This is a genomic window from Pseudomonas sp. HT11, from assembly GCF_044875395.1.
Classification (GTDB): domain Bacteria; phylum Pseudomonadota; class Gammaproteobacteria; order Pseudomonadales; family Pseudomonadaceae; genus Aquipseudomonas.
The window spans coordinates 2,076,689-2,101,904 of record NZ_CP173217.1; the positions used below are offsets into that span (position 1 = coordinate 2,076,689).

26 protein-coding genes are annotated in these 25,216 nt (G+C 61.7%); 10 read left to right on the forward strand and 16 right to left on the reverse strand.

Annotated features, from left to right (window positions below):
* The first annotated feature begins 191 nt into the window (after positions 1-191).
* The gene (locus ABWL43_RS09540) at positions 192-905 is read left to right on the forward strand and encodes a UTRA domain-containing protein (RefSeq protein WP_145165952.1); all 714 of its coding nucleotides are present in this window, start codon (positions 192-194) and stop codon (positions 903-905) included.
* Positions 906-1,075: 170 nt separating this feature from the next.
* Here the strand turns inward: ABWL43_RS09540 and ABWL43_RS09545 are convergent, their stop codons facing one another.
* Genes ABWL43_RS09545 through ABWL43_RS09580 form a run of 8 tightly spaced genes read right to left on the reverse strand, consistent with a single transcriptional unit; the run spans position 1,076 to position 7,233 of the window.
* Positions 1,076-2,032 carry a metal ABC transporter solute-binding protein, Zn/Mn family gene (locus ABWL43_RS09545; RefSeq protein ID WP_404487495.1) on the reverse strand — a complete coding sequence of 319 codons (957 nt, stop codon included), beginning with the start codon at positions 2,030-2,032 and terminating at the stop codon, positions 1,076-1,078.
* Positions 2,032-2,931 (reverse strand): metal ABC transporter permease, encoded by a 900-nt coding sequence (locus ABWL43_RS09550; RefSeq protein WP_242193598.1) that lies wholly within the window; start codon positions 2,929-2,931, stop codon positions 2,032-2,034. The genes ABWL43_RS09545 and ABWL43_RS09550 overlap by 1 nt, the downstream gene beginning before the upstream one ends.
* Positions 2,928-3,674 (reverse strand): metal ABC transporter ATP-binding protein, encoded by a 747-nt coding sequence (locus ABWL43_RS09555; protein ID WP_404487496.1) that lies wholly within the window; start codon positions 3,672-3,674, stop codon positions 2,928-2,930. Before ABWL43_RS09555 ends, ABWL43_RS09550 begins: the two co-directional genes overlap by 4 nt.
* Positions 3,671-4,591 (reverse strand): metal ABC transporter substrate-binding protein, encoded by a 921-nt coding sequence (locus ABWL43_RS09560; RefSeq protein WP_262206510.1) that lies wholly within the window; start codon positions 4,589-4,591, stop codon positions 3,671-3,673. Before ABWL43_RS09560 ends, ABWL43_RS09555 begins: the two co-directional genes overlap by 4 nt.
* 20 nt (positions 4,592-4,611) lie before the next feature.
* Positions 4,612-5,172: a DUF6162 family protein gene (locus ABWL43_RS09565; protein WP_404487497.1), complete on the reverse strand. Its 561-nt coding sequence runs from the start codon at positions 5,170-5,172 to the stop codon at positions 4,612-4,614.
* A complete protein-coding gene (locus ABWL43_RS09570) occupies positions 5,169-5,498 on the reverse strand; it encodes a hypothetical protein (RefSeq protein ID WP_404487498.1) in 330 nt (109 codons plus the stop codon). The genes ABWL43_RS09565 and ABWL43_RS09570 overlap by 4 nt, the downstream gene beginning before the upstream one ends.
* Positions 5,495-6,034 (reverse strand): thiamine pyrophosphate-binding protein, encoded by a 540-nt coding sequence (locus ABWL43_RS09575; protein ID WP_145165945.1) that lies wholly within the window; start codon positions 6,032-6,034, stop codon positions 5,495-5,497. The genes ABWL43_RS09570 and ABWL43_RS09575 overlap by 4 nt, the downstream gene beginning before the upstream one ends.
* Positions 6,034-7,233: a PepSY-associated TM helix domain-containing protein gene (locus ABWL43_RS09580; protein WP_404487499.1), complete on the reverse strand. Its 1,200-nt coding sequence runs from the start codon at positions 7,231-7,233 to the stop codon at positions 6,034-6,036. The genes ABWL43_RS09575 and ABWL43_RS09580 overlap by 1 nt, the downstream gene beginning before the upstream one ends.
* A gap of 291 nt (positions 7,234-7,524) precedes the next feature.
* Between ABWL43_RS09580 and leuC the strand changes: the two genes are divergently transcribed.
* The 6 genes from leuC (at position 7,525) to ABWL43_RS09610 (ending at position 14,490) form a co-directional block, all read left to right on the forward strand.
* Positions 7,525-8,943, forward strand: coding sequence for a 3-isopropylmalate dehydratase large subunit (gene leuC, locus ABWL43_RS09585; protein WP_404487501.1), 1,419 nt, complete (start codon positions 7,525-7,527; stop codon positions 8,941-8,943).
* Entirely contained in the window at positions 8,940-9,554 is a 615-nt protein-coding gene (leuD, locus tag ABWL43_RS09590) for a 3-isopropylmalate dehydratase small subunit (RefSeq protein ID WP_404487502.1), read from the forward strand. The genes leuC and leuD overlap by 4 nt, the downstream gene beginning before the upstream one ends.
* A 431-nt stretch (positions 9,555-9,985) precedes the next feature.
* Positions 9,986-11,140 carry a KamA family radical SAM protein gene (locus ABWL43_RS09595; protein ID WP_404487503.1) on the forward strand — a complete coding sequence of 385 codons (1,155 nt, stop codon included), beginning with the start codon at positions 9,986-9,988 and terminating at the stop codon, positions 11,138-11,140.
* A 23-nt stretch (positions 11,141-11,163) separates the two neighbouring features.
* Complete coding sequence (locus tag ABWL43_RS09600) at positions 11,164-12,531, forward strand: acetyl-CoA carboxylase biotin carboxylase subunit family protein (RefSeq protein ID WP_404487504.1); 1,368 nt, start codon at positions 11,164-11,166, stop codon at positions 12,529-12,531.
* 4 nt (positions 12,532-12,535) lie between these two features.
* Entirely contained in the window at positions 12,536-13,261 is a 726-nt protein-coding gene (locus ABWL43_RS09605) for a 2OG-Fe dioxygenase family protein (RefSeq protein ID WP_262206519.1), read from the forward strand.
* Positions 13,258-14,490 (forward strand): MFS transporter, encoded by a 1,233-nt coding sequence (locus ABWL43_RS09610; protein ID WP_369302619.1) that lies wholly within the window; start codon positions 13,258-13,260, stop codon positions 14,488-14,490. The genes ABWL43_RS09605 and ABWL43_RS09610 overlap by 4 nt, the downstream gene beginning before the upstream one ends.
* Here the strand turns inward: ABWL43_RS09610 and ABWL43_RS09615 are convergent.
* The 4 genes from ABWL43_RS09615 to soxR form a co-directional block, all read right to left on the reverse strand.
* Positions 14,471-15,385 carry a LysR substrate-binding domain-containing protein gene (locus ABWL43_RS09615; protein ID WP_218570672.1) on the reverse strand — a complete coding sequence of 305 codons (915 nt, stop codon included), beginning with the start codon at positions 15,383-15,385 and terminating at the stop codon, positions 14,471-14,473. The genes ABWL43_RS09610 and ABWL43_RS09615 overlap by 20 nt on opposite strands.
* A 78-nt stretch (positions 15,386-15,463) precedes the next feature.
* Complete coding sequence (locus tag ABWL43_RS09620) at positions 15,464-16,774, reverse strand: dicarboxylate/amino acid:cation symporter (RefSeq protein ID WP_404487505.1); 1,311 nt, start codon at positions 16,772-16,774, stop codon at positions 15,464-15,466.
* A 106-nt stretch (positions 16,775-16,880) separates the two neighbouring features.
* Complete coding sequence (locus tag ABWL43_RS09625) at positions 16,881-17,756, reverse strand: alpha/beta fold hydrolase (protein WP_404487506.1); 876 nt, start codon at positions 17,754-17,756, stop codon at positions 16,881-16,883.
* 230 nt (positions 17,757-17,986) lie between these two features.
* Positions 17,987-18,436, reverse strand: a complete 450-nt coding sequence (soxR, locus tag ABWL43_RS09630; RefSeq protein ID WP_145165933.1) for a redox-sensitive transcriptional activator SoxR — start codon at positions 18,434-18,436, stop codon at positions 17,987-17,989.
* Between the two features lie 99 nt (positions 18,437-18,535).
* Here soxR and ABWL43_RS09635 point away from each other — a divergent pair, with 99 nt between their 5' ends.
* Positions 18,536-18,901: an antibiotic biosynthesis monooxygenase gene (locus tag ABWL43_RS09635; RefSeq protein WP_404487507.1), complete on the forward strand. Its 366-nt coding sequence runs from the start codon at positions 18,536-18,538 to the stop codon at positions 18,899-18,901.
* On the opposite strand, the gene ABWL43_RS09640 is transcribed toward ABWL43_RS09635, so the two are convergent.
* The 4 genes from ABWL43_RS09640 to msuE form a co-directional block, all read right to left on the reverse strand.
* Positions 18,890-19,993 carry a sigma-54-dependent Fis family transcriptional regulator gene (locus ABWL43_RS09640; RefSeq protein WP_106580595.1) on the reverse strand — a complete coding sequence of 368 codons (1,104 nt, stop codon included), beginning with the start codon at positions 19,991-19,993 and terminating at the stop codon, positions 18,890-18,892. The two genes, ABWL43_RS09635 and ABWL43_RS09640, sit on opposite strands and share 12 nt — an antisense overlap.
* A gap of 11 nt (positions 19,994-20,004) precedes the next feature.
* On the reverse strand, positions 20,005-21,192 hold the full coding sequence (locus ABWL43_RS09645; protein ID WP_242193570.1) for an acyl-CoA dehydrogenase family protein: 1,188 nt from the start codon (positions 21,190-21,192) through the stop codon (positions 20,005-20,007).
* Positions 21,193-21,390: 198 nt separating this feature from the next.
* Entirely contained in the window at positions 21,391-22,533 is a 1,143-nt protein-coding gene (gene ssuD / locus ABWL43_RS09650) for an FMNH2-dependent alkanesulfonate monooxygenase (RefSeq protein WP_119735593.1), read from the reverse strand.
* 9 nt (positions 22,534-22,542) lie between these two features.
* Positions 22,543-23,106 carry an FMN reductase gene (gene msuE / locus ABWL43_RS09655; RefSeq protein WP_106580598.1) on the reverse strand — a complete coding sequence of 188 codons (564 nt, stop codon included), beginning with the start codon at positions 23,104-23,106 and terminating at the stop codon, positions 22,543-22,545.
* Positions 23,107-23,506: 400 nt separating this feature from the next.
* Here msuE and ABWL43_RS09660 point away from each other — a divergent pair, with 400 nt between their 5' ends.
* Entirely contained in the window at positions 23,507-23,776 is a 270-nt protein-coding gene (locus tag ABWL43_RS09660) for a hypothetical protein (RefSeq protein ID WP_262206533.1), read from the forward strand.
* Between the two features lie 233 nt (positions 23,777-24,009).
* Positions 24,010-25,170, forward strand: a complete 1,161-nt coding sequence (locus ABWL43_RS09665) for a cysteine desulfurase family protein (protein ID WP_145165927.1) — start codon at positions 24,010-24,012, stop codon at positions 25,168-25,170.
* The last annotated feature ends 46 nt before the right edge of the window (positions 25,171-25,216 follow it).

The following is a 25,216-nucleotide window of genomic DNA, read 5'->3' on the forward strand; positions in this document are numbered from 1 at the left end:
TAGACCATGCTCAAGTGCCCGCAGGACCTGGACTTGGCCGATGTATTGCAGGGTGTGGTGCAGGGCGCGGACAGGGACTGTCATCTGTCGGTCATCTGTAATGCCTAGGCTGGCAAGCAGAAGCAAAAGCCCATTTACGGAGCGGTATGTGCACCTGAACGGTGCTGGTCTAGTCCAGATAGGTAACGTTGATGCGTGATGAGGCAATCAAGGCGGTGACATCCATCGGCCTGGCGCTGCAAGAGCAGATCGACCACGGCCTGTTGCCGCCCGCGAGTAAATTGCCCGCCGAGCGCAAGCTCAGCGAGTTGTTTGGTACCACTCGCATTACCGTGCGGGAAGCCTTGTTACAGCTGGAAGCCCAAGGGCAGATTTACCGTGAAGAGCGCCGTGGCTGGTTTGTCTCGCCGCCACGGCTGGCCTACAACCTGATGCAACGCAGCCACTTCCACGCGATGGTTGGGGATCAGGGCCGGGTGGCGTCCACCGAAGTGATTTCTGCGCGGCTGCAACCGGCGTCGGCGGCGGTGTGTGCGTGGTTGCAGTTGCCGGCGCTGTCGAGTGTGATCCAGATCTGCCGAGGCCGGCGGATTGATGGGCGCCTGGTGTTGTATGTGGAGCACTACCTGAACCCGCAGTATTTTCCGGGGATTCTGGCGTGTGATCTGAATCAGTCGATGACCGAACTGTATGCGCGCAAGTACGACCTGCACTATGGCCGCGTGCGCTTTGAAATCGTACCGACGTCACTGCCGGTGGAAGCCGCCGCCGCGTTGCGCGTGTCGGTGGGCAGCCCGGGGTTGCGCATTGCTCGGGTCAACTATGACCAGCACCAGCGGTTGATCGACTGCGACCTGGAGTTCTGGCGCCATGATGCGATTCATGTAGGTGTGGATGTGGTGTGACATTCGGGTGCTGGGCTGGCCGATAGTCAGCGGATGCACCGCGAGCTTAATGTGGGAGCTGGCTTGCCTGCGATGCGGGCGCCTCGGTACATCAGGCAAATAACATTGATGCTATCGCAGGCAAGCCAGCTCCCACACTTGAACCGAGATCGACTTGAAGAATCGCTCGCCTATGGCGTCAGCGTCTTGATCACCTGATCCACATTGGTTTCCAGCTCCGCCACCGGGTCGGTACCGTCGACGTTCAACACCAATAGCTGCGCACCGGATGCCGTCACTGCTGCTTTCACCGCTTCGCTCGGTTGACGATGGTGCAGCACCACGGCCACGTCGCTGTCTTTCAAACTGGCGGTTAACCCCTGTAGCGCTTCGGGTGTCCAGTCTGCGTCCGGCCGTGCATCGGTGCTGACCACTTCCAGGTTCAAACTGCTGACCAGGTACGCAAAGTGATCGCTCAGGCTGACCACGCTCAGGTTATCGGCCTGCGCCAGTCGCGCTTCGCTGTCGGCGTTGAGTTTGAGCAGGCGTTGCTTGAGGGCGGCGAGGTTGGCATCAATCGTCGGTTTGGCATTCGGCGCCAGCCGGCTCAGGTCGGCGGCCATCACATCGGCCATGCGCCCCATATTGTTGCTTGACTGCCAGGGCTGGCTGTTCAGCCCGTCGGTGCTGCCTGGTTGCACGGCAATGCCCGGCAGGCCGCCGTCCACCGGGCGCGCAGCGTCGATTTCAACGATGCGGATATTGCTGCGCCGCGCCACCGGATACAGCGGGTCATCCGGCCACAACGAGCGCAGGCCGATGGCGGCGTCGGCGTCCAGTGCCAGGCTATTCAACGCGGGTGCGCCACGGCCGGTGAAATAAGACACTTGCCGCGAGCCGGGCAAATTGGCGGGGGCGGCGCGTTCCAGTTTCACCCCGGTGCCTTTGAGCAGCACCTCGGCCAAGCCGTAAGTGATAGGCAGCGAGGCCAGCACCTTGAGCGGCTTGGTGGTCTTGGTCAGGGCGGCATGGCCGAGGCCTAGGTTGACTTTGAAGTCCCTGGGCTCAAAGCCGTCAACGGCCGCCAGCGCCGAGGTGCTGATCAAACAGGCGATGGCCAGGGCCAGTGGGCGAAGTACTGGGCGCATTATCCAAGATTCCCTTTGAGGCTGGGCACGGTGCCGCGCGCGATGGCGGCGAAGGCGAAGGCGATACCGGCGACCAGAATGATCGCGGCGCCGGACGGGATAGGCAGGTCGAAGATGATCGGCAGCAGGATGCCGCACAGCGTGCTCACGGTGGCGATCACGACCGACACCCAGAAAAAACCTTTGAGCGACTGGCTCAGCAGGCGCGCCGCCGCGGCTGGAATCACCAGCAGGGCGCCCACCAGGATCGCGCCGATGACCTTGACCGCCGCCACGGTGATCAGCGTCACCAGAATCACGAACAGGTAGTCCAGGGTCTTCACCGCCACACCGCGCACGGCAGCCAGTTGCGGGTTGAAGCTGGCGAGCATGATGCGGTTGTACAACGGCAACGCCAGCGCCATCACCAGCGAACCCACCACGGCCAGTACCAGCAAATCATTGCCGTTGACCGTCAGCACCGAACCAAACAGCACGTTTTCCAGAATGTGCACGTTGATCTTGCCCGCCAGAATCAGCAACAGGCTCGCGCCCAACGCCAGCGACACGGAGAGGAACACGCCGATCAAGGTGTCCGGCGCCAGGCCGGTGCGGTTGCGCAGGTAATTGAGCAGGATGCCGAACAGCAGGCAGTAGCCGAACAGTGCGCCATACGGCCCGGTGTAGGGCTCACCGAGCAAAATGCCCACGGCTACGCCGGTCAGCGCGGCATGCCCGACCGCTTCGGAGAAAAAAGCAAAACGCTTGACCACCACCAGCGTGCCCAGGCCACCCAGTACCGGGCCGATCAGCAAGCCGGCGAGCAAGGCATTGACCACAAACCCATAGGCCAGCGCTTGCGGCAGATAGCCGGAAGAGGCCCAGCCCTGGACCATCAGACGAAACGCTTCATAACTCATGGTGCCGGGCTCCGTGGGTGAGTGGAGAACAGGGTCAGCAGGCGATCGGGTGTCAGTGCCGCTTTCGGCGTGGCGTCGAACAGCACGCGACGGTTCAGGCCAGTCACACGGTCGGCCAGGCGGCCCACGGCTTCGAGGTCGTGCTCGATCCACAGCACGGTGATTCCGGCCAGGCGCCAGTCATTCAGCAGGCGTTCGAAAACCTGAATGCCGGCTTCATCGAGCGCCGACATCGGTTCATCCAGCACCAGCAGGTGCGGAGCCGGAATCAGGCTCTGGGCCAGCAATACACGCTGACGCTCGCCGCCCGACAACGCGCCCATGCGGCGTTTACGTTTGTCCTGCATGCCCACCCGCTCCAGTGCCTCGCCGATTGCCCCGGCGTAGTGCCTGGACAGGCCGAGAAACGCCGGGCGCCGTTGACACATGGCGGCCATGAAATCGTCGACGGTCATCGGCAAGCCACGGTCGAACTCCAGCGCCTGGGGGACATACCCGATGGTGCCGGGCGTGGCCTGCCAGTGCAGGCGCAAGTGGCCCTGGTGCGGCATTTGCCCCAACAGGGTCTTGATCAGCGAGCTTTTACCGCCGCCGTTCGGGCCCACCAGTGCATGGATGCTGCCCGGTTCTACCTGGAAGCTCACACCGTCAAGAATGGTCGTGCGGCCCAGGGTCAGCGATACCGTGTCGAACTCGATCGTCGGGCCAATGCTGGCCACCTTCAGCTGCTCCGCCGCCGTCATGCTCCGGACTCCTGAATCGCCCGCACCACGGTGTTGAGGTTGCCGGTCATTTCCACTTCGTACTTCTCAGGCGTGTATTGGCCATAGGAAATATGCGACAGCGGGTACAGCTTCACGCCGGATTCGCGCTGGATGGTCTCGACATAGGTGGATGGGAAATCCATCTCCGAGAAGATCACCTTCACATCCAGCGCGCGCAGTTCGTCGATGGTCTTTTTCAACTGGCTGGGGCTTGGTTCGATGCCGTGGGCGGGCTCGACCACAGCCGTGACTTCCAGGCCGAATTCGCGCAGCAGGTAGTCGTAGGCTGCATGCACGGTGGCCACGCGCAGGTCGGGGTTGGGCGCGCTGGTCAGCTTGGCCAGGGCGTCGGCGCGCATCTGGCGCAGGCGCTTGCCGTACGCACGGGCGTTCTGGGTGTAAGCCCTGGCGTTGTCCGGGTCGAGTTTGCCCAGCTCGCGGGCGATGTTGTTGACCTGGGCAATGGATGCGCTGATCGACAGGAAGGTGTGCGGGTTGACCACCTTGCCTGCACCGCGCGCGGCATTGCCGGTGGCAGCCAGCAGTGGCACGTTGGCGTTGGCCTCGATCACCGGGATGTCCGGGCGCTCGCTGGTGGCGATCATGCGGTCGGCGAAATCGTCATGGCCGACGCCGTTGAGCACGATCACGTCGAGGGTGCCGATACGCTTGATGTCTTCGGCGCGCGGCTCGTAGGCGTGTGGGTTGAAACCGGCCGGTATCAATGGCACCACCTCGGCCTTGTCGCCGACGATGTTGGTCACGTAGCTGTAATAAGGGTGCAGGGTGATGCCGATTCGCAGGCGTTTGGCCGCCTCGGCGTTCGCCAAAGGCGCCAGCAGCAAGCTGAACAGGCTGACCAGCAACAGGCGCAACAGGGGAGATGAAATAGACATGGGCACTCGGTCTTCTCGGGTCAGTGACGGTGCTGGCGCGTGACGCCGGCATCGAATTGCGCGACCACCTGCTGCCAGCCGGCCGCGATCAGCGCCTGGTCAGTGAGGTCGGAAGGGGCGGCGAGGTTGGCCTGGCGGTTGAGCCAGATATCCGGCTCGGCGCCGTGCACGCGCATCAGCAGCGAGCCGCTGATGCTGGGCGTCTGGCTCACGCCCAAGTAGGCCGAGGGCTCCAGCAATTGCCAGCGATGGTCGCCACGGCTGACCGAACTGGCGTCCTGGGCAAACGGCGCAAACCCTTCTTCGGCCAATTGTTCAGGCGTCGGCAGGGCGCCTTGCTCCTGTTGCAGCAACTGGATTTCGTCCAGGGTCACCCGCAGGTCGGCGTAGATGCCTTGCTCGGAGGCGCTGAGGTCGCGGCGTGCATCCAGCTGGTGGCTGGGCAGCGCTGCAACTTCCTGGGTTTCACCGTGCAGGGCGATCACTGAGCCTGCCACCGCCAGGATGATCAGGCACAGCAATAGCACGTAGAGGGTTTCGTGGCCGGCACCGGCGGGGCGTACAACCTTTGTGTTGCTCATTGAGGTTGGATATCCGCTTGGTCGATTTCCACCACGTGACCGGGGCCGGCATCAAACAGCACATAGAACTCGGCCGAGGGCTTCTTGAAGGTCAGCGTCGAGTCCTGGCCGAGCTTGCCGGGCAGCAGGATGGTTTCGTCGTAGCCGATCACGTCCAGGGTCACGCCCGGGGCGCCGCTGCCGTCGGAGAAACCGCCGGTGCACTGGATCTGCTCGCCGGGGATTTCCTTGCATTCGCACATCGGGTTGTGGGCGAGTGCGGTGGTACTGAAGCCGGCGCAGAGCAACAGCGCTGCACCGGCGCGGGTCAGGCGCATCAACGTCATGGTTTGACTCCTTGCTTGTTCAGCCAGGCAATGGTGGCAGGCGAGGCCTGGCTCAGCGGGATGGAACCCTGGTGCATCGTGCCGTCCCAGCCTTCCATGGTGATCCACAGTTCGGCGTCGGCCGGCGTGCGTTCCGGCACCGGCAGGGCGGCGCCCATGCGGTACGGCGTGCCGAAGAAGATCACTCCGGCGGCGCGCAGGCTGCGCGGCTTGCCGATACGCAGGTAAGTGGCCTTGACCTGCTCGGCGCAGGTGTCGCACAGGGCAGCATTGAAAAATTTCATCGGGCCGGCCGGGTCCGGGCGCGGGCCTTCATTGCGGAATTCGGCGAGTTTCAGGCTCCAAGGCCCGACCTGCACGTCACCGACCACTCGTTCACCAATGCCGGTGTCGCCGCGAAACAACGCGGCATCGGCAAAGTACTTGGGCATGAACCCCAGCGGCACCAGCAACAGCAGGATGTTGATATGGAACCGCCATTTCAGCCAAAAGGCGCGCAGCGGCGAAGGCGGTGTTGCAGCACTGACCTTGCTCATTATTTGGCCTCCGAGGTTTCAGCCTGCAGGGCTGCAGCGGCAGCAGGCGCCCGTTGGGTCTTGGCTTCGCGCTTGAGCGCATTGAGGGTCGCCAGCGCGGTGCGTTTGGTCCAGATCAGCAGGCCGCTCAACACCATCATGCTCAGCACCAGGCCGAAAAACGCCCAGATCAGCTTGATCCACAGCCCGCCAAAGTCGCCGGTGTGCAGCGGGCGCATGGATTCGGTGACGAACTCCAGCGTCGAGCGATCGGAGAGCAGGTGCGACACCGCGATTTCACCGCTGTAGGGGTTGAGTTGAGCGGTCTGGAACATCAACGGGTACCAGCCGCGCCCGCCGATTTGCAGGTGGCTGTAGGCGTTGAGCGGCAGGAACACGAATGTGGCGTCCAGCCCGGGAATGCGTTGGGTGGCGATTTCGATGGCTTCGTCCAGCGCGATCATCGGTGCCGGCACGCCGGGCGCCGACATCGGCACTTTCTCGCGGGCAATCACTGGGACGATCGGTTCGCTGGAGATGGAAATCTGGTTGTCGCCCAAAATCGCCTGGATCAAGAACCAGGTGCCGGTGATGGAAATCACCGCGATAAACCAGATCGACCAGATACCGCTGAGGCGATGGAAGTCGCCCCAGAAGATTCGCGCGCCGTGGCGGATGCGCAGGGTAGGGCGCAGAAACCCTTTCCAGAAGCGTTTGTAGACGACCAGCCCGGTTACCAGCGACGCCAGCAACGGCAGGCCGAGCGCCGAGACCAGGTACCAGCCCCAGCTGAAGCCGTTGGTGAACGGTACGAGCCACCAGCCATGCAGAGCGCGGGTAAATTGCTTGAAATCGAACGACGGGCTGATGCCTTGGATCGCCCCGGTGTACGGGTTGACGTAGACCTCCACGGAACGCCCGTCCGGGTAGCTGAGGTCGACACTCAGCGCAAAGTGCGTTTCGTCCGGACGGATGATCGATTGCACGATTACCTGGGGTTCTTCGCGCTTGATGGCGGCGATCACCTGGTCAAAGCTCAGCATTTGGGCATCATCCGACGGCTTGCTCGCGCGGATATCCGGGTTGGCCAGCCAGACGATTTCCTGGCTGACCACCGCCAGGGTGCCGGTGACGCAGACGATCAGTACAAAAAACCAGATGGGCAATGCCAGCCAGCTGTGTACGAGAAACCAGAGTTTTGAGCGTGACTTCTTCGACATGTGAATGCGGGTCTTGATCGGAGAGGGGCGAAGGAGGCCCGGAAAAGGCCGGTCGTAGCTTTTGCTGACGCGACGGGCTGTATCTAAGTTAAGACGGATGAGGTCTGGAAATCCCTAACCCGGATATGAAAGAAAATGTTTCAGGTTTCCATTCAAAGCGCTGACAGGGCCTTCATCGAACACGAAACATGTTCCAAGCCATCACCCGGTCGCCATTGATAGGGCCCAAGGGCTGCGTAGGATGGATTTATACCGTTGAGCCCGCCTCCAGAAACGTGAGCCCTGAGAAAAATGACTGCCAGAACCCTCTACGACAAACACATCGATTCCCACACGGTGTGCCCCCTGGATGACCAGGGCCATGTCCTGCTTTACATAGACCGCCAGGTGATCAACGAATACACCAGCCCCCAGGCCTTCAGCGGCCTGCGCGATGCCGGGCGTGAGGTGTGGCGCCCCGGCACGGCGCTGGCGGTGGTCGACCATGTAAACCCCACCACGCCCAAGCGCATCGCGGCGATGCCCGACGCCGGCGGGGCGCGGCAAGTTTCGTACCTGGCCGAAAACTGCCGCGATTTCGGCATCGAGCTGCTGGATATCCTCGACAAACGCCAAGGCATCGAACACGTGATTGCCCCAGAGCAGGGCTTCATCCTGCCGGGCATGGTGATCGCCGCCGGCGACAGCCACACCACCACCTACGGTGCGCTCGGCGCGTTCGGGTTTGGCATCGGCACTTCGGAAATCGAGCACCTGCTGGCCTCGCAGACGCTGGTCTACAAACGCCTGAAAAGCATGCGCGTGACGGTTGAAGGCGCTCTGGCGCCAGGCCTCACGTCCAAGGACGTCATCATGGCCTTGATCGGCAAGATCGGCGCATCCGGTGCCACCGGCTACGCCATCGAATTTTGCGGTTCCACCATCGACGCGTTGAGCGTCGAGGCACGCATGACCATCTGCAACATGGCGGTCGAAGCCGGTGCGCGCGGCGCCTTCATGGCGCCGGACGAAAAAGTCTTCGCCTACCTCAAGGGTAAACCCCGTGCGCCCAAGGGCGAGTTATGGGAGCAGGCGCTGGTGGGCTGGCGCCAACTGCATTCGGACGCCGACGCCGTGTTCGACCAGGAAGTGCACCTGGATGCCCACACCCTGGAACCCATGGTCACTTGGGGCACCAGCCCAGACCAGGCTGCGCCGATTGGCGCCCGCGTGCCCGACCCGCAGGACGTCAGCGACCTGATCCTGCGCCAGGACATGCGCCGTGCCCTCAACTACATGGGCCTGGAAGCTGGCATGCCGCTGAGCGACATCGTCATTAGCCATGCGTTTATCGGCTCCTGCACCAATGCCCGCATCGAAGACCTGCGCGACGCCGCCAGCGTGGTGCGCGGCAAACACGTGGCCGAGCACGTACGGGCGATGATCGTGCCCGGCTCCACCGAGGTGCGCGACCAGGCCGAGGCCGAAGGGTTGGCGGCGATCTTTATCGACGCCGGCTTCGAGTGGCGCCAGTCCGGCTGCTCGATGTGCCTGGCGATGAACGACGATGTGCTGGCCCCTGGCGACCGCTGTGCCTCCAGCACCAACCGCAACTTTGAAGGCCGCCAGGGCGCCGGCGCGCGCACGCACCTGATGAGCCCGGCAATGGTCGCCGCTGCCGCGATCACCGGCCGCCTCACTGATATTCGCCACTTTGGAGACCGTGCATGAGCCTGCAACCTTTTACTGTGGTCACCGGCAAGGCCGCGCCGATGCTGGCGGCCAATATCGACACCGACGTGATCATGCCCAAGCAGTTTCTCAAAGGCATCGACCGCAGCGGCCTGGACCGGGGGCTGTTCTTCGATCTGCGCTTTCTGGCGTCCGGCGAGCCCAACCCCGCGTTCGTGTTGAACCAGCCGGGCTGGCAGGGCGCATGCTTCATGGTCGTCGGGCCCAACTTCGGCTGCGGGTCCAGCCGCGAGCACGCGGTGTGGGGCTTGAAACAAATGGGCATTCGCGCGCTGATCGGCAGCAGTTTTGCCGGGATCTTTTATGACAACTGCCAGCGCAATGGAGTGTTGCTGATCACCCTGGACGAAGCGCTGCTGCACACACTCGCACAGGCTGTCAGCCAGGCAGACCAGGCGCAGATCAGTGTCGACCTGGAGGCTCAGCAGATTCGTCTGGCGGATGGCCAGGTCATTGCGTTCCAGATCGACACCTTGCGCAAGACCGCGCTGCTGCTGGGCCTGGATGCCATTGGCAGCACGTTGCAGCGCAGTGAGCAAATCAAAGCATTTGAACGCGAGCATTTGGCTGCTAACCCTTGGCTCAGTTGATAAACACGTAGTTATATAAGTAGCCAACACAGCGCCCTCTTTAATAAGAGGGCGTTTTTGTGTGCTATTTACTTTTCAAATAACAGTCATTAAATGCCGGCTTCGCCCATTATTACGGGGGGTGTGGCCAGTTGAAAGAATAATCCCGGAAAAACCACAAGGGTATTGGGTTGACACCCCGCAGACCATCGGCTTAAGTGGGGGCTGGCTTGGAAAGTCAGCACATTATAAGAAAGGGAAGTTAATACTATGACCGTTGAGTTAGTGAGTGGTTATGTCTCTTGGGTGTCGGTGATCACGTTAATAACCTGATTGCGCGCGCTCGCCTGTAAACGATTGTCTTTGTTGCAGATATTTATGTTGTTCCGGTCCAGGAATGGCAGGCATTTATCTGCCCTTAACATAAGTTAAAACACAGAGAGTACATACTCATGTCGATTTTTGATCAGGCCACCCATCGCTCGGTGCAATGGCAAGATTGGCGCTGGCAGCAAAAGAACGCCCTGCGTGATGAACCGGCCTTGCGCATTGCCTGCGGGGGGTGGAGTGAGGAAATAACGGCGCATATCGAGCACAACTTGCAAGACCGCAAGATGCAGATCACGCCTTATTACATTGACCTGATCAAGCGCTCACTCACCAGCGGCCCGATAACCGACCATCCGCTGTGGCGCCAGGTAGTGCCGTACTGGAGCGAGCAGGTGGCGGGCGATTACGACGGAACGTCGGAGAACTGGGAACTCGGGCATGAGATGAAAACGCCCATTTGCCAGCACAAGTACGACAACCGCGTGATCCTGCGCATGACCAACACCTGCAATGCCTATTGCCAGTTCTGCTTTGAAGCACTGCGCACCTTGCAGGTCGGCACGGACAAGCCCAACGCCAGCACCGACTCGTTCAAGGATTCGGTGGCGTACATCCGCAGCAACCCGGCCATTGAAGAAGTGATCCTCAGCGGCGGTGACCCGTTGATGCTGGCCGACCGCAGGCTGGAAGAAAACCTCGCGGCGTTGCGTTCGATCCGCGACGACCTGCTGATTCGAATCCATTCACGGGCGTTGAGTTTCAACCCGTTCCGGGTAACCGATGATTTGGTGGCCATGCTCAAGAAGTACAACGTCAATGCATTTGGGGTGCACGTTTGCCACCCGCTTGAACTGACGGCTGATTTTGCGGCGGCGGTTAAACGTATTCAGAGTGCCGTGCCGATAGTGTTCTCCAACATGCCATTGTTGCGCGGCGTCAATGATGATGAAGCCACCTTGCATAAACTCTTTATTGATCTTTATCGTCTGGGCGTAAAACCGTATTACTTGTATCACTTCATGCCGTTTTCGCCGGGGGCGTCCGAATATAAAGCCTCGATCAGCCAGGCGATCGCTATTATGGATCGTCTCAAACGGCGCGTGTCGAACATTGCCCTGCCCGAGTATGTACTGCCGCACGCACAAGGCAAGTTTACGGTGCCGTTGCTGGACTTTGAAAAGCCTGAAGACTTGCCACATTTTGAAGTGCACGACGGGCAGCGCCATTATCGTTTCCGTAATTGGGAAGGGCACTGGTGCAGTTGGCAGGATGCCTGAATCAACTCACGGAAGAGGCAACGATGGTCATGAAGCAAGAGGCGGTTCTTTTTATTGATGTCGATGACAGTGCCACGGTGCGTTACAACTACCGCGAGCCGCACTTTGCGGTCGCCCGCGCACAAGGCCTGGCCTGTTTAACCGCCGGGGTTGCGGGGCGTCATCACCTGCAGCGACTGCGCGACGACAGTGATGAAGTGTTCCTGCTCGACGCCTTAAGCGAACAATCGATTCTGGACCTGGTGGGCCGGCTGGACGGGCGTTACCAGATTCGCGCGATTTTCTGCCAGGCCGGGCACCCGTCTGCATTGGGCGAAGTGGGTTGCATCGTTGCAAACACCTGCAAGCGCCTGGGGCTGGTGCACAGCTGTGCCGAGGCGATTGCCGCGTGCAATAACAAGTACCTGATGCGCAGCGTGCTGCAAAAACATGGGCTGCGCTCGGTGCCGTTTGCGCTGTGCAATAACGAGCAGGCGCTTCAAGCCGGCGCCGAGCGGGTGGGCTATCCGCTCATTGCCAAACCGCCTTTTGGCGGTGCGTCGGCCTTTATCAAGAAGTGCTCCAACTGGGCCCAGTTGCGCAGCCATTACGCGCAGTTCGTGAGCGGCCACGGCGCGGCGGCTTACGCGGATTTCTACGGTTGCGCGCACCGTTTGCCGGCAGTCGACGGGCAGGCGTGCGAGTACATTCCGGGGCGTAGCATCCTGCTCGAAGGCTACATCCCGGGCATTGAAGGCAGCGTGGAGTGCGTGGTTGTCGGCGAGCGCATCCACGCGCTGCTGATCAACGAGAAACTCATGCTGACCGAGCGCAGCGGCACCGTGTTGGAGAACCTGCTGATTTCTCCGCCGACCTCTTTCACGACCGAGCAGTGCGAGCAGATCCGCACGTACGCCACGGCATGCCTGCGCGCGGTCGGGCTGACCAACGCGGTGGTGCATTTTGAATTTCGCATGACCGATCAAGGCCCCGTGGTTATTGAGATCAACCCGCGCGTGGGCGGGCTGTATGTCAACGCGGCGTTCCGAGACTTGGCCGCGATCAATCCGTACCAACTGTATCTGTCGCTGCTGCTGGGCGAGCCGGGCGTTAACGCGCAACTGGAGGCTGGCGCGCACAAGGTCGCCAACGGCAACCAGCACTACGCGATGCTGGCGATTTACCCGGAGCACAGTGGCCGCTTCAAGGGGATCGAGGGCGTGCAGTTTCTCGATCATCACGCCGCGGTGCTGGAGTACGCGCAACTGGACGCCGGCCACTGCCTCGACGCCGATATCGAGGAGCACTATTTGCTCAAGTGCTGGGCCAAGGTCGACGGTGCCGCCGACGCTCACGCCGTGCATGACGCGATCAGGCACAACCTGCACGTGATCATCGAGGATAAGGTTTAGCGCTATGGACATCCCACAGCTCTCTGCGCATTTGCGCGACCATCACTACTGCCATCGCCGCGACTATGGCGCGTTGATCGGCGTTGAGCCCGGGCAGGAGCAGAGCTTTCGTGCCTACTGGGCCAACCTGGTGCGGGACGAGGCATTCAAGGCATACACCCACCGCGAGCGCCGCATCCTGCGCTATCGTTTATTGCCTTCGCGGCAGTTGCAGCTCGACCGCAACACCGCGTTCACGTCGCCGGTCACCTACGCCGTCAATTATCGGCAGGGCGTGAACCATTTGAGCTATTGCGAGGACGGTTTTATCGAGCACCCGCTGATGCAGAAGCTGTTGGCCACCGACCTTGCAGTGATTGCCCCGCACTTGGGCGAGCAGGCGTATACGATCGATATTCACCAGTTCCGCGTTCGCGCGGATGGGCAATCGAGCAGTCCGACGACCTCGGGGATTCACCAGGATGGCCTGGACTGGGTGTTCATGCACTTCATTGGGCAGAGCAATACGGTGCCGGTGGTTTCGGAAGTATTTACCTCGCCGGCCGAGCAAAGCCGGGTGTTCAACCTGGCGATGGAGGCGTTTCTGGAAACCATCGTGATCAACGACCGTGGGCTCTACCATCGCGCCAGCGATGTGCGGCCCCATGCCGATGCGGCGCCGGCCTGGCGCGACGTGCTGCTGGTGAGCCTGCGCGGCGTGCCGACTGACGAAGAGGCGCAACCTGCATGAGCCATGATCCGCAGCTGACCCTGTCGACCCGCAATGCCCGCTTGATCATCTTTGCCCGCGGCGTGTCGGATTTTGGTGCGTTCCTCAACCTGGTGGCGCTGTCCACTTACGTTTACTGGCTCAGCCAGAGCGTGGTGTTTGTCAGTGTGTTTCTGGCGTGCCGCGTCACCGGCGGGATAGTCGCCAGCCTGTTCGGCATTCCGTTTTTTCGGCGTTTTCCCGGACGCAGCACACTGGCCGGGCTGGACCTGGCCAGGGCATTGCTGCTGTTGCCGCTGCTGGTGCTGATACCGGCGTATCAGCTGCACGTGCTGCCCTTTATCGCGTTTGGCATCGGCTTGTGCAACTCGCTGTTTGCCATTGGCCTGAACAGCCAGCTGCCCACCTGGGTCGCGCTTGAGCAGCGGGTGAGCACCAATGCGTGGATCACGTCGGCGGCGGCGACCGGCGCGGTGTTCGGCAGCCTGCTCTCCGGGCTGTTGATTGCTACGGGAGGCTTCGAGGCGGTGTTTGCCGTCAACATTGGCACCTACGTTTTGGCGGCCTGCCTGATCCTGCCGTTGCGCGCGTTGTTCTCGGTCGCCGTTGCCGTGCACCGCGGGCTCGCGGCTGAATGGCGCGAGCTGACCCAAGGCCTGCGCGGTGCGCCCGTGCTGGCGGCGATGTTGCTGATCAGCATGCTCGACACCCTCGGCAGCGCTGCGCATAACGTCGGCTGGCCGGTGTTGTCGCAGTACATTTCGCCGGACACGGCCAAGACCGTCATGGGTTATCTGCTGGCGGTGTGGGCGTGCGGCAAGTTTGTCGGTGCGCGCGTTGCCAGTGCGCTGTTGAAGGGCCGTGGCACTCAGGCCATGGAGCGCCTGTTCATGCTGGGCGTGGCGCTGATGTCCAGTGGCTTTATCCTGACCTTTCAGCAAACCGAGCTGTGGCTGGCGCTGCTGTTGGTGGTGTGGGCCGGGCTGGGCGATGGTGTGTCCGAGGTCGCGTTGGTCTCACGCGCGCAAAGCGAACCGGATAGCCTGCGCTTGCCGCTGTTCAGCCTGTTGACGCTGATTCAGATGGCCGGCTTCGGGGTGGGCATGCTGGTGGTGGGGCCGTTCTACCTGACGTGGACGCCGGCCCAGGTGATCGTGTTGTTCCATGGCCTGCCGCTGACCGCGTTGCTGGTCATGACGGTGTGGCTGGGTTACAGCGCCCACCGGAGCGTCAGATCGACAAGCCCTTGAAGTGCTCCTGCAAAAACTCCACGCAGGCTCTTAATTTTCCGGAGTAGGCCAGCCGTGTCGGGTACACCGCCCACACGTTGGCACTCTGGGTGCAGTCGTGCAGCACCTGCACCAGCTTGCCTTGTTCCAGCAGTGGCTTCACGTCCCACATCGAGCGCAGCAATACGCCGCGCCCATCCAGCGCCCATTGCAACACGATCTCGCCGTTGTTGGAGGACAGCGGCCCACGCACGCGCACGCTTTCGGCGGCGCCATCGCGCTCCAGGTTCCAGATGCCGAAGGCGTTGTCGCGCTCCTTGAGCACCAGGCAGTCGTGCTGCTCCAGGTCACTCAACTGCTGCGGTGTGCCGCGCCGCTTGAGGTAGGACGGCGCGGCGCACAGCACGCGGCGATTGCTCACCAGACGTCGGCCGATATGCTGGCCGGGGATGTCATCGCCTACGCGAATTTCCAGGTCAAAGCCCTCGCTGACGATATCCACCACGCGGTCGAACAGGTCCAGGCGGATTTCCAGGTCCGGGTATTGCTCGGCCAGCAAGGACAGGGCCGGCGCCACATGGTTACGACCAAAACCGAAGCTGCTGCACAGGTGCAGGTGGCCGCGCGGGCTGTCGTGGGCGTCAGACAGCTCATCGGCCAGTTGCTGGAAATCTTCGAGGATGCGCACGGCCCAGCGCTGCACCCGCTCACCGTCTTCGGTCAAGGCGATGCGGCGGCTGGTACGGTGCAGCAGGCGCGTGGCCAGGGTGGTTTCGAGGATCTGGATGCGCTTGCTGACGTACGCAGGCGACAGCCCCAGTTCATCGGCGGCGGCGGCAAAGCCTGCCTTGCGGATCACGGTCAGGAACACCCGCAGGTCTTCGGGTAGGGGCACGGTATCTTTCTTATGGGTCATCAGAAACAGACGTGGCGGCATGAGCCGCCAGAATAGCACCGGATCGGCGCGCCTTCCGGCACGCCCAGGCGTTATTGCTTACTCGGCAGCGATCTTCGCCTGTGCCGCCTGGGCCGCCCGCGCATGGCGGCCGCGCTTGAGGGCGATGGGGGCCATTTTTTCGCGATCCAGCTCACCTTCCCACGCTGCCACCACCAGGGCTGCGACGGCGTTGCCGATGATATTGGTCAGCGAGCGGCATTCAGCCATGAAGCGGTCAACGCCCAGGATCAGCACCATCGCCGCCACCGGCACCGTCGGCACCACCGCCAGGCTGGCGGCCAATGCCACAAAGCCGGCGCCAACCACGGCACCGGCGCCCTTGGAGGTGAGCATGGCCACCGCCAGCAAGGTCAGTTGTTGTTCCAGCGGCAGGGGGGTATTGGTCGCCTGGGCCAGGAACAGCACGGCCAGGGTCATATAGATGTTGGTGCCGTCGAGGTTGAAGGTGTAGCCGGTAGGCACCACGATGCCCACCACGCCTTTGGAGGCACCCAGGCTTTCAAGTTTCTGGATCAGTTGCGGCAGCGCAGATTCCGACGAGCTGGTGCCGAGTACGATCAACAGCTCCGACTTGATATAGCCCATCAGTTTGAAAATGCTGAAGCCTGCGTAACGCGCGATGCCGCCCAGCACCACTGCGACAAAGAAGAACGCGGTGATGTAGAAGGTGCCGACCAGCTTCAGCAGCGGCAGCAGCGAACCCACGCCGTACTTGCCGATGGTGAAGGCAATGGCGCCGAAGGCGCCGATCGGGGCGACGCGGCTGATCATGCCGACGATGCGGAAAAACACCTCGCTGGCCTGGTTGATCACACCTACCAGCGGTCGTGCCTTTTCGCCGACCATCACCAGGCCCAGGCCGAACAAGACGGAAATAAACAGTACCGGCAGGATCTCGCCCTTGGCGAAAGCATCGAAAAACGTGCCCGGGATAACGTTCAGCAGAAAACCGGTGACGCCTTCACCGTGCTGCGCCTGGCCGACGAAACCGGCGATGGCCGAGCCGTCCAGGGTCTTCACATCGATGTTGAAGCCCACGCCGGGGTGCAGCAGGTGTGCAGAGAGAATGCCGATCAGCAGGGCAATGCTGGAGACGATTTCAAAGTACAACAGCGCCTTGCCGCCGACCCGACCGACCTGTTTCACATCGTGCATGCTGGTGATGCCGGAGACCACCGTGCAGAAGATGATCGGGCCGATGATCATCTTGATCAGCTTGATAAACCCGTCGCCCAAGGGCTTGAGGTCGATGCCGACTTGCGGCCATTGATGGCCGATCAACACACCCAGTGCAATAGCGATGAGCACCTGCACATACAGGGTTCCCAGCAGTTTTTTGATTGTCATTGTTATTATCTCAATCGTTTTTTGGGCAAGCAGAACCCGTCGCAGGCCATCAGCAGCCTGCGAGGCGGGTCTTTCAGGTCACGGAGCTACAGCGTTCAGAGCTGGTTCAGCGAAGGAAGGTCAGGACTTCGCCGAGCAATAATTCAGGCACTTCTTCGGCAATGTAATGGCCGGCCGGCAGGGCCTTGCCACGCACGTCGGTGGCGACCTTCTGCCATTCCTTGAGCGGCTTGAAACAGCGGCCGACGGTGCCTTCGGCGCCCCACATCACCAGCAAGGGCAGGTTCAGGTGATGGCCGGCGTCGATATCCGCCTGATCGTGTTCAAGGTCTATACCGGCGGCGGCACGGTAGTCTTCGCAGATGCCACGCGCAGTGCCCGGCAGTTGCAGGCAACGCAGGTATTCGGCGAGGGCTTCTTCGGTAAACGGTTTGAGGCCCGCGCTGCGGCTGCCGATGACGCTGCGCAGGTAGAGCTCGGGGTTGGACTCGATGAAGGTTTCCGGGAGCGGCGCCGGGCGTATCAGGAAGAACCAGTGCCAGTAGGCGCGGGCAAACGCTTCGTTGGTCTGGGCATACATGGCCAGCGTCGGCGCGATGTCCAGCAGCACCATGCGCTGCACGGCGTCGGGATGGTCGAGTGCCAGGCGATGCGCGACGCGGGCGCCTCGGTCGTGGGCGAGTACCGAGAACTGCGCGAAGCCCAGCGCCTGCATCAGTTCGACGCCATCGCGGGCCATTTCGCGTTTTGAGTAGTGTGTGTGCTGGTCATTGGCCGGCGGCTTGCTGCTGTCGCCATAACCGCGCAGGTCGGCAGCCACCACGGTGAAATGCTCGGCCAGTTGCTCGGCAACTTTGTGCCAGATGACGTGGGTTTGCGGGTGCCCGTGCAGCAGGAGCAGACCGGGACCTGTACCGCCTTTGCGGTAGCTGATGTCCATGCCATTGACGTGGCACTGGTCTTTTTGGAATCCGGCGAACATGGAATGACTCCTTGTGATGATTGCCTGCATCCTGGAATCACGCGGCGTGCGGGGCAAGGGGGAAAGCGTGGAGGGGTTGTTCATGAAGTGTGTAGGAGCCTCAACCGTTCAAACACTGAGGACTCCTGTGGGAGCTGGCTTGCCTGCGATGCAGACACCTCGGTATGCCTGTCACACCGCGGCGATGCCATCGCAGGCAAGCCAGCTCCCACATTGAGCAAGTCTGCAGGTCAGGAGGGTGGCGTCGGTTCCAGCAACTGGGCGCCCGGCCCGCGCTCGCCGAGTTGGTCATCCTGATTGCGCAACGGACACGCCTCCAGCGACAAACACCCACAGCCAATACATCCGCTGAGCTTGTCGCGCAGCAGCAACAATTTGTTGATGCGAGCGTCCAGGTCCTCTCGCCACAGCGCCGACAAGCGTTCCCAGTCTTCAGTGGTGGGCGTGCGCCCATCCGGCAAGGTTTGCAGCGCCTCGCCAATCGTCGCCAGCGGAATGCCCAAGCGCTGGGCGATCTTGATGACCACCACCCGGCGCAACACATCCCGTGGGTAGCGCCGTTGGTTGCCGGCATTGCGCTGGCTCTTGATCAGTCCCTTGGACTCATAAAAATGCAGGGCCGTGACCGCCACGCCACTGCGGGCGGCCAACTGGCCGACGGTGAGTGCTTTGTTGAGCATGAAAACTCCGAAACAATGCTTGACCTTGACTTAACTAGAGGTTTTACCCTGCGTGGCATCGAATCGCAAGATTTTGCCTACACCGAAAGGGGAGTGTTCATGCAGGTATCAGAGAAGAATCGCGGTTTCACTCAATTGATCGAATTCCAGATCGAGCCCCGGCAGCAACGCGCGCTGGTGGCGGCCTTGTCCACCCAAAGCGAGCGCCTGGCCCAGGGCCATGGCGGCTTTATCAATGCGAGTGTGCAGGTCAGCGACGACGGCCGGCGGGTGCTCAACTACCTGCAATGGCGCTCGCGCGAGGAGGGCGAGGCAGCCTTCAAATGCTTTGAGCATGGCGAGGAAGATTTCTGGACGCTGATCCGCGCCCACCAGGCCACGGCGGTGACGTTCGACTCGTTCCAGGTACTGCGCAGCTTTGAGCGCAGCCATAACAACGCGTTGCACTGTCGCCTAAATGGATAGGTGCAACATGCGCTCGCCTTGCACGTTTTCACCGGGCCTGCGCTTGTTCACCGCCAGCTCACCGATCTTGATCAGGCGTGTGCGCGTGACGTTGCGGCTCAGGCCCAGCAGGTTGGCGGTGTGCACCTGGTTGTAATGGCTGAAGCGGTAGGCGGCGCGCAATAACGCGTCCTCGACCTTCTCATGCAGGGCGCCGGCCTGTTCCTCGAAGAGCTTTTGAAACGCGCGCGCCAGCAGGGCTTCGGCGCTGTTGTCGGTGCCGTGCTGGCTGTCGTCCTGGCGCTCGATGCGCATGTTCGACAAGCGCAAATCATCGCGCTCGATCACGCCGTTGCGGCAGATCAGCAGGGTGTGGTGAATCACGTTCTCCAGCTCGCGAATATTGCCCGGCCAGCTGTAGCTTTTGAGTTTGTGCTCGGCCTCGCGGCTGATGGTGATCGGGCCGTAACCCAGGCGCTGGCTGTAGGCTTCGATGAAGTGCCGGGTCAGCGGCAGGATGTCGCCGGGGCGCTCGCGCAATGGGCTGAGTTCCAGGCTGACCACGTCGAGGCGGTAGTAGAGGTCTTCGCGGAAATGCCCGGCGTTGATGGCCTTTTCCAGTTGCACGTTGGTGGCGGCCAGTACACGCACATCAATAGGAATGCTCTTGCGTGAGCCCAGGCGCACCACTTCGCGCTCCTGCAACACGCGCAGCAACTTGACCTGGATCGCCATCGGCAAGTCGCCGATCTCATCGAGGAACAAAGTGCCGCCGTCGGCCTCCTCGAACCAGCCGGCCTTGGCGCTGAGGGCGCCGGTAAACGCGCCTTTTTCATGGCCGAACAATTCGGCTTCCACCAGCGACTCGGAGAATGCGCCGCAGTTGACCGCCACGAACGGCCGGTTGCGGCGCGCGCTCAGGTTATGGATGTGGCGTGCCACCAGCTCTTTACCGGTGCCGGTCTCGCCGATGATCAGCACGCTCGCTTCGCTGGGCGCCACTTGCTGGATGTGGTCGAGCAGCGCCTGGGATTTGGGGTCTTCGAAGACCTGGGCCGTGGCGCGGATCGAGGTCGCAAGGGCGGGCGAGGGCGGTAAGGTTAAAAGCTGCATGGGCACCTCTCTTAGGAATAGAACGTGGGAATCGGCAGGGACTGGTTCAACGCCCAGTCCCCCAGCTCGTGAAGTTTGTAGTCCACCGGGTCGTGCAAGGTTTGTGTGCGCAGGTTGCGCCAGTGGCGGTCCAGGCGCAGTGAGGCGTGGGTGGAGCGCGCGCCGGTGACTTCAAACAGGCGGCTGCACAGCTCCAGGCCCTGGCGGGTGGCGGCAACCTTGGCGGTGGCAATTGCGATGGCCAGTTGGCCGCGTTCGTGCTCGCTGAGCTTGGCGCCTTTGGCCCAGGCCTGGTCGAGCAGATCGGTGGCGCGCTCGACCAGCAGGCGCACGCCTTCCAGCGCCACCCAGAACTCGCCGTAGTGGTGCAGCACGTAAGGGTCCTGGCGCACGTCGTCGGCCGAGGATTTGTGCCACGAACGGGTTTCGGTCAGGGTGTAGTTGCGCGCTTCTTCAAACGCGCCCTCGGCAATCCCGAGAAACATGTGCGTGAATGTCAGCTGCGCGATCAGCGGGCGCAGGCAGGCGAAGGGCGTGCTCAGTGGGCCTGGATCGAGGAGCAGTTCCGATTCTTCGACACGCACCCGTTCAAAGCTGGCGCTGCCGCTGTCGGTCTGGCGCTGGCCGATATTGTTCCAGTCATTGTGCAAGGTGATGCCGCTGCGCCCGCTGGGGATGGCCGCGATCAACAGTTTGCCGCCGGCACTTTCATCCACCGCCGAGGCGATGAGCATTTCCGAGTCGCTGGCGCCGGAACAGAAACTTTTTTTGCCCGAGAATTCGCGCCAGCCGCCGAAATCCTTGACCACCGTGCGGGTGTCCAGCGGGTTGAGGGCATTGCCCCAGAACCAGTTCTTGCGCGCGGTCTGTTCGAACCAGGGTTGCCATTGGTCCGGGCGTGCAAACAGGCGCACGGTGGCGAGCATCAGGTGGTGGAAGCCAAAGACATGGGCGATGGAGCTGTCGACCTTGGCGAATTCGCGCACGATGCCCAGGGTTTCGCTCCAGCGTGCGCCGAGGCCGCCGTACTGCGTGGGTATGCTCAGGGCCAGCAGGCCGCTTTGGCGCAGGGCGTCACGTTCGGCTTTCGGTGTACCGCCACGCTCGTCGCGCTCGACGGCCGTGAGGGCGAATTCGGCGGCCAGCAGTTTGGCGGTTTGCAGCGGCGATGGCAGGACGCTGTGGGGGTTGGCTGTCACGGGGTTTCCTCAATTGGCTCAGAAGCCGTGCGCTGTAGGTCTGGCAATGCAGCTCAAGTGTGGGCGCTGGCTTGTCGAGTCGTCGCACCGCTGCGATGGCATCAACCGGGGTTCACTGAAACACCGAGTCGCCTGTATCGCGGGCAAGCCCGGCTCCCACAGAAAAGCAGCTGCCCTATCAGGCCGATTTCAGCGTGCTCAGGCCTTTGTTTTGGGCAGCACATCATTGGCAATCATTTCGCCAAACGGGCCGGTGAGGTTGGTGATGCCGCGCCCGGCGAGGCTGGCGTAGGGTTCCGGCAACAGCGGGAACACCAGCTCAGCAAAACGATAGGCCTCTTCCAGGTGCGGGTAGCCGGAGAAAATAAAGCTCTCGATGCCCAGGTCGGCGTATTCCTTGATGCGCTCGGCCACCTGCTGCGGGTTACCGACCAGTGCCGTACCGGCACCGCCTCGGACCAGGCCGACGCCGGCCCACAGGTTGGGGGCGATTTCCAGGTTGTCGCGGCGCCCATCGTGCAAGGCGGCCATGCGGCGCTGCCCTTCGGAGTCAAAGCGCGAGAAGGATTTTTGCGCGGCCGCGATGGTTTCGTCGCTGATGTGCTCGATCAGTTTGTCGGCGGCTTTCCAGGCGTCTTCTTCGGTTTCGCGCACGATCACGTGCAGGCGAATGCCGAACTTCACGGTGCGGCCGTGGCGTGCGGCGCGTTCACGCACATCCGCGAGTTTTTCCGCGACGGCGGCGGGCGGCTCGCCCCAGGTCAGGTACACGTCCACCTGTTCGGCGGCCAGGTCGTGGGCCGCGTCTGAAGAACCGCCGAAGTACAGCGGCGGATAGGGCTTCTGCACCGGTGGGTAAAGGGCCTTGGCATTCTGTACGCGCAGGTGTTTGCCTTCGAAATCCACCGATTCGCCCTGCAACACACGGCGCCAGATCTGCAGGAATTCGTCGGAGACTTCGTAGCGTTCGCTGTGGTCCAGGAAACTGCCGTCACCGCGGTTTTCGTCGGGATCGCCGCCAGTCACCACATTGATCAGCAAGCGGCCGTTGGACAGCCGATCCAGTGTGGCGGCCATGCGCGCCGAGACGGTGGGCGAGATGATGCCCGGACGAATCGCCACCAGATAACGCAGGCGTTCGGTCAACGGCACCAGCGCCGAGGCGATGACCCAGGAGTCTTCGCACGAACGACCGGTAGGAATCAGCACGCCGTAATAGCCCAGGTTGTCAGCCGCTTGCGCCACTTGTTTCAGATAATTGAGGGTGACCGGGCGTGCACCTTGGGTGGTGCCCAGGTAGTGACCGTCGCCATGCGTCGGCAGAAACCAGAAAACATCCATGACAAATCCTTAAGCGATTTTCAGCAGAGAGGGGGAGTGCGCGGCAAACAAAGGTGCTGCGCGTTCTGCGGCAAGGCGTATGCGGCCCTTCAAGGGCTCGCTGGTTATTTGGTAGTCGGTGAAGTCGGCTTCGGTGGCATACACACCGATCGGCAAGGTCAGTGCCTGGAAGAAGCTGAACAGCGGGCGCAGTTGATGATCGAGTACCAGCGCGTGACGTTCGCTGCCGCCAGTGGCAGCGAGCAATACCGGCGTGTTGATCAGTGAATTGAGGCCAACCAGATCGAACAAGTGCTTGAGCAGGCCGGGGTAGGAGCCGCGGTACACCGGCGCGGCGACGATCAGCAGGTCGGCCTGTTCGATGGCCAACAGTTGCGATTCAACCTCGGCCGGCAGTTCGTCACGCGACAGGGCGCCGCCCAATGGCCGGGCGATGTCGCCCAGTTCGATCAGCGTGGTCTGGATCGGCAGCAACGTCGCCAGCTCGGCCAACACGGCCTGGGTCAGCACCAGGGTGCGCGAGGGGCGCCAGGTTCCGCCGGAGAGGGCAACGACATTCAGGGGACGGGTCATGAACAGTTCCTTTATCAACAGGGGTACATAGCGGGTGAAGTGGAGCGTGTTGAGCAAGAGCTGTACCAACGGCTGGAAGCCTTGATTGGCGCGGGCTTCAGGCTTACTGCTGAACAGTGAAGCTGTTGGCTGACTGGTGTTTTGTTGAATGACTGTTGCTGGTGCAACAGTTGCGTGGCGAACAGTGTTGATTCGATATGGGGCTATTTATAGAGAGTTACGTTTATTCCGTAAATGAACGTATTTCCATATTTATAGATCTTAAATGAATATGCATGGCTGGCTATTGCAGGTGTCTGAACGGTTGATAGCGACTATCACGGCGGGTGATTTTTCACCGTGCAGGGGCGGGAGTAGCCTGTGTTCATTGACTCGAAACCTCCTTCGCAGGGCCTCCACCATGAACCGTTTTCTGGCTGTTTCCTTACTCGTTGTCAGCGCCGTCCTTGCTGGCTGTGCGACTCATCCATCACCTGAATCACGCCCTTACACGGCTGAAGAAACCAAGCAATTGGCCCTGGAAGCGCTGAGCCGTCGCGGCTTGTCGTTTGATGAATACCAACAGCAGCGCGCCGCACTGACCGCCCAGCCACAGAAGCCGTTCGGCTTTGATCACCAAGGCGAAATGAACGCCGAACGCAGCGTGGTCCTGCATGGTCGTCCCAGTTGAGCCGGCGCTCAGCAGCAAAAAGCCCGAGGCTTCCCCTAAGGAACCTCGGGCTTTTTGTTTGCCATTGGGCTACTTCAGCCTGTTAAGCTGAATTTCAGGAGCGTTCCTACGCACATTTGCATAAAGTTGTTCTTCTTTAATGGCATTCGATCGGTTAAACCTGACGACCTCTGTTCCGGTTGATGCCCCTGAGACGTTGCTCTCGGGAATACGCTCTGCGAGTCTTAAACGTCATGAATAAACGTCCGTTGTATTTCGACTACGCCGCCACCACGCCGGTGGATGAGCGGGTCATCCAGGTGATGGTCGAGTGTCTGGGCTTCAATGCCAATTTCGGTAACCCTGCGTCCAGTTCCCATGCGTACGGCCAGGCGGCCCGGCAAACGGTTGAACAGGCGCGGCGCCAGGTCGCCGAGCTGGTCGGTGCCAGCCCTGAGCAGATCGTCTGGACCTCCGGTGCGACTGAATCCAACAACCTCGCGATCAAAGGCGTGGCCCAGGCGCGCGGCGTCGCGGGCGGGCACATCATTACCAGCCAGATCGAACACAAGGCCACACTGGACACCGCGCGGCAGTTGCAGGAAGCCGGGGTGGCCGTCACTTATCTGGTGCCGGACGCCGACGGGCTGATCAGCGCCACCGCGGTGAGTGAAGCGTTACGTGACGACACCTTTCTGGTGTCGCTGATGCTGGTCAATAACGAATTGGGCACCTTGAACGACATCCCTGCCATCGGCGCACGGGTGCGTGAGCACGGCGCGCTGTTGCATGTGGATGCCGCGCAAGGTGCCGGCAAAGTCGCGATCGACCTGGCTGAATGGCCGGTGGATTTGATGTCGTTTTCTGCGCACAAGCTGTACGGCCCCAAGGGCATCGGCGCGTTGTATGTCGGCCCGCGAGCGCAGCAAAAGGTGTTGGCGCAGATTCACGGCGGTGGTCACGAAGGCGGCCTGCGCTCCGGCACCCTGGCGACACATCAGATTGCGGGCATGGGCACCGCGTTTGCCTTGGCGGCGCAGTCCTTTGCCGAGGAAAAGGCCAGCATCGTCGCCTTGCGCCAGCGCCTGCTCGACCAGTTGGAAACAGTGGCGGGCGTGCGCCTGAACGGCAGCGCCACACAGCGCATTCCCCATACGCTCAGCCTGACGTTCAGTGAAGGTGAGTTCAATTCCGCCGCACTCAGTGCCGGCATGGCGTTCTCGGCGACCTCGGCGTGTAATTCCGCGAGCAACGCGCCGTCCCACGTGCTTCTGGCCCTGGGCCATGACGCGCGCAGCGCTGGTCGTACCATTCGCCTGAGCCTGGGCCGGTTTACCACCGAACAGGACATCGATCAGGCCGTGCAGTTGATCAAAGCCGCACTCGCCAGTGCCCCGGCGTTCTGGGCGGTCTGATTTTTCATTCGCAACACATAACAATTATTAGTGGTTAGCAGGAGAC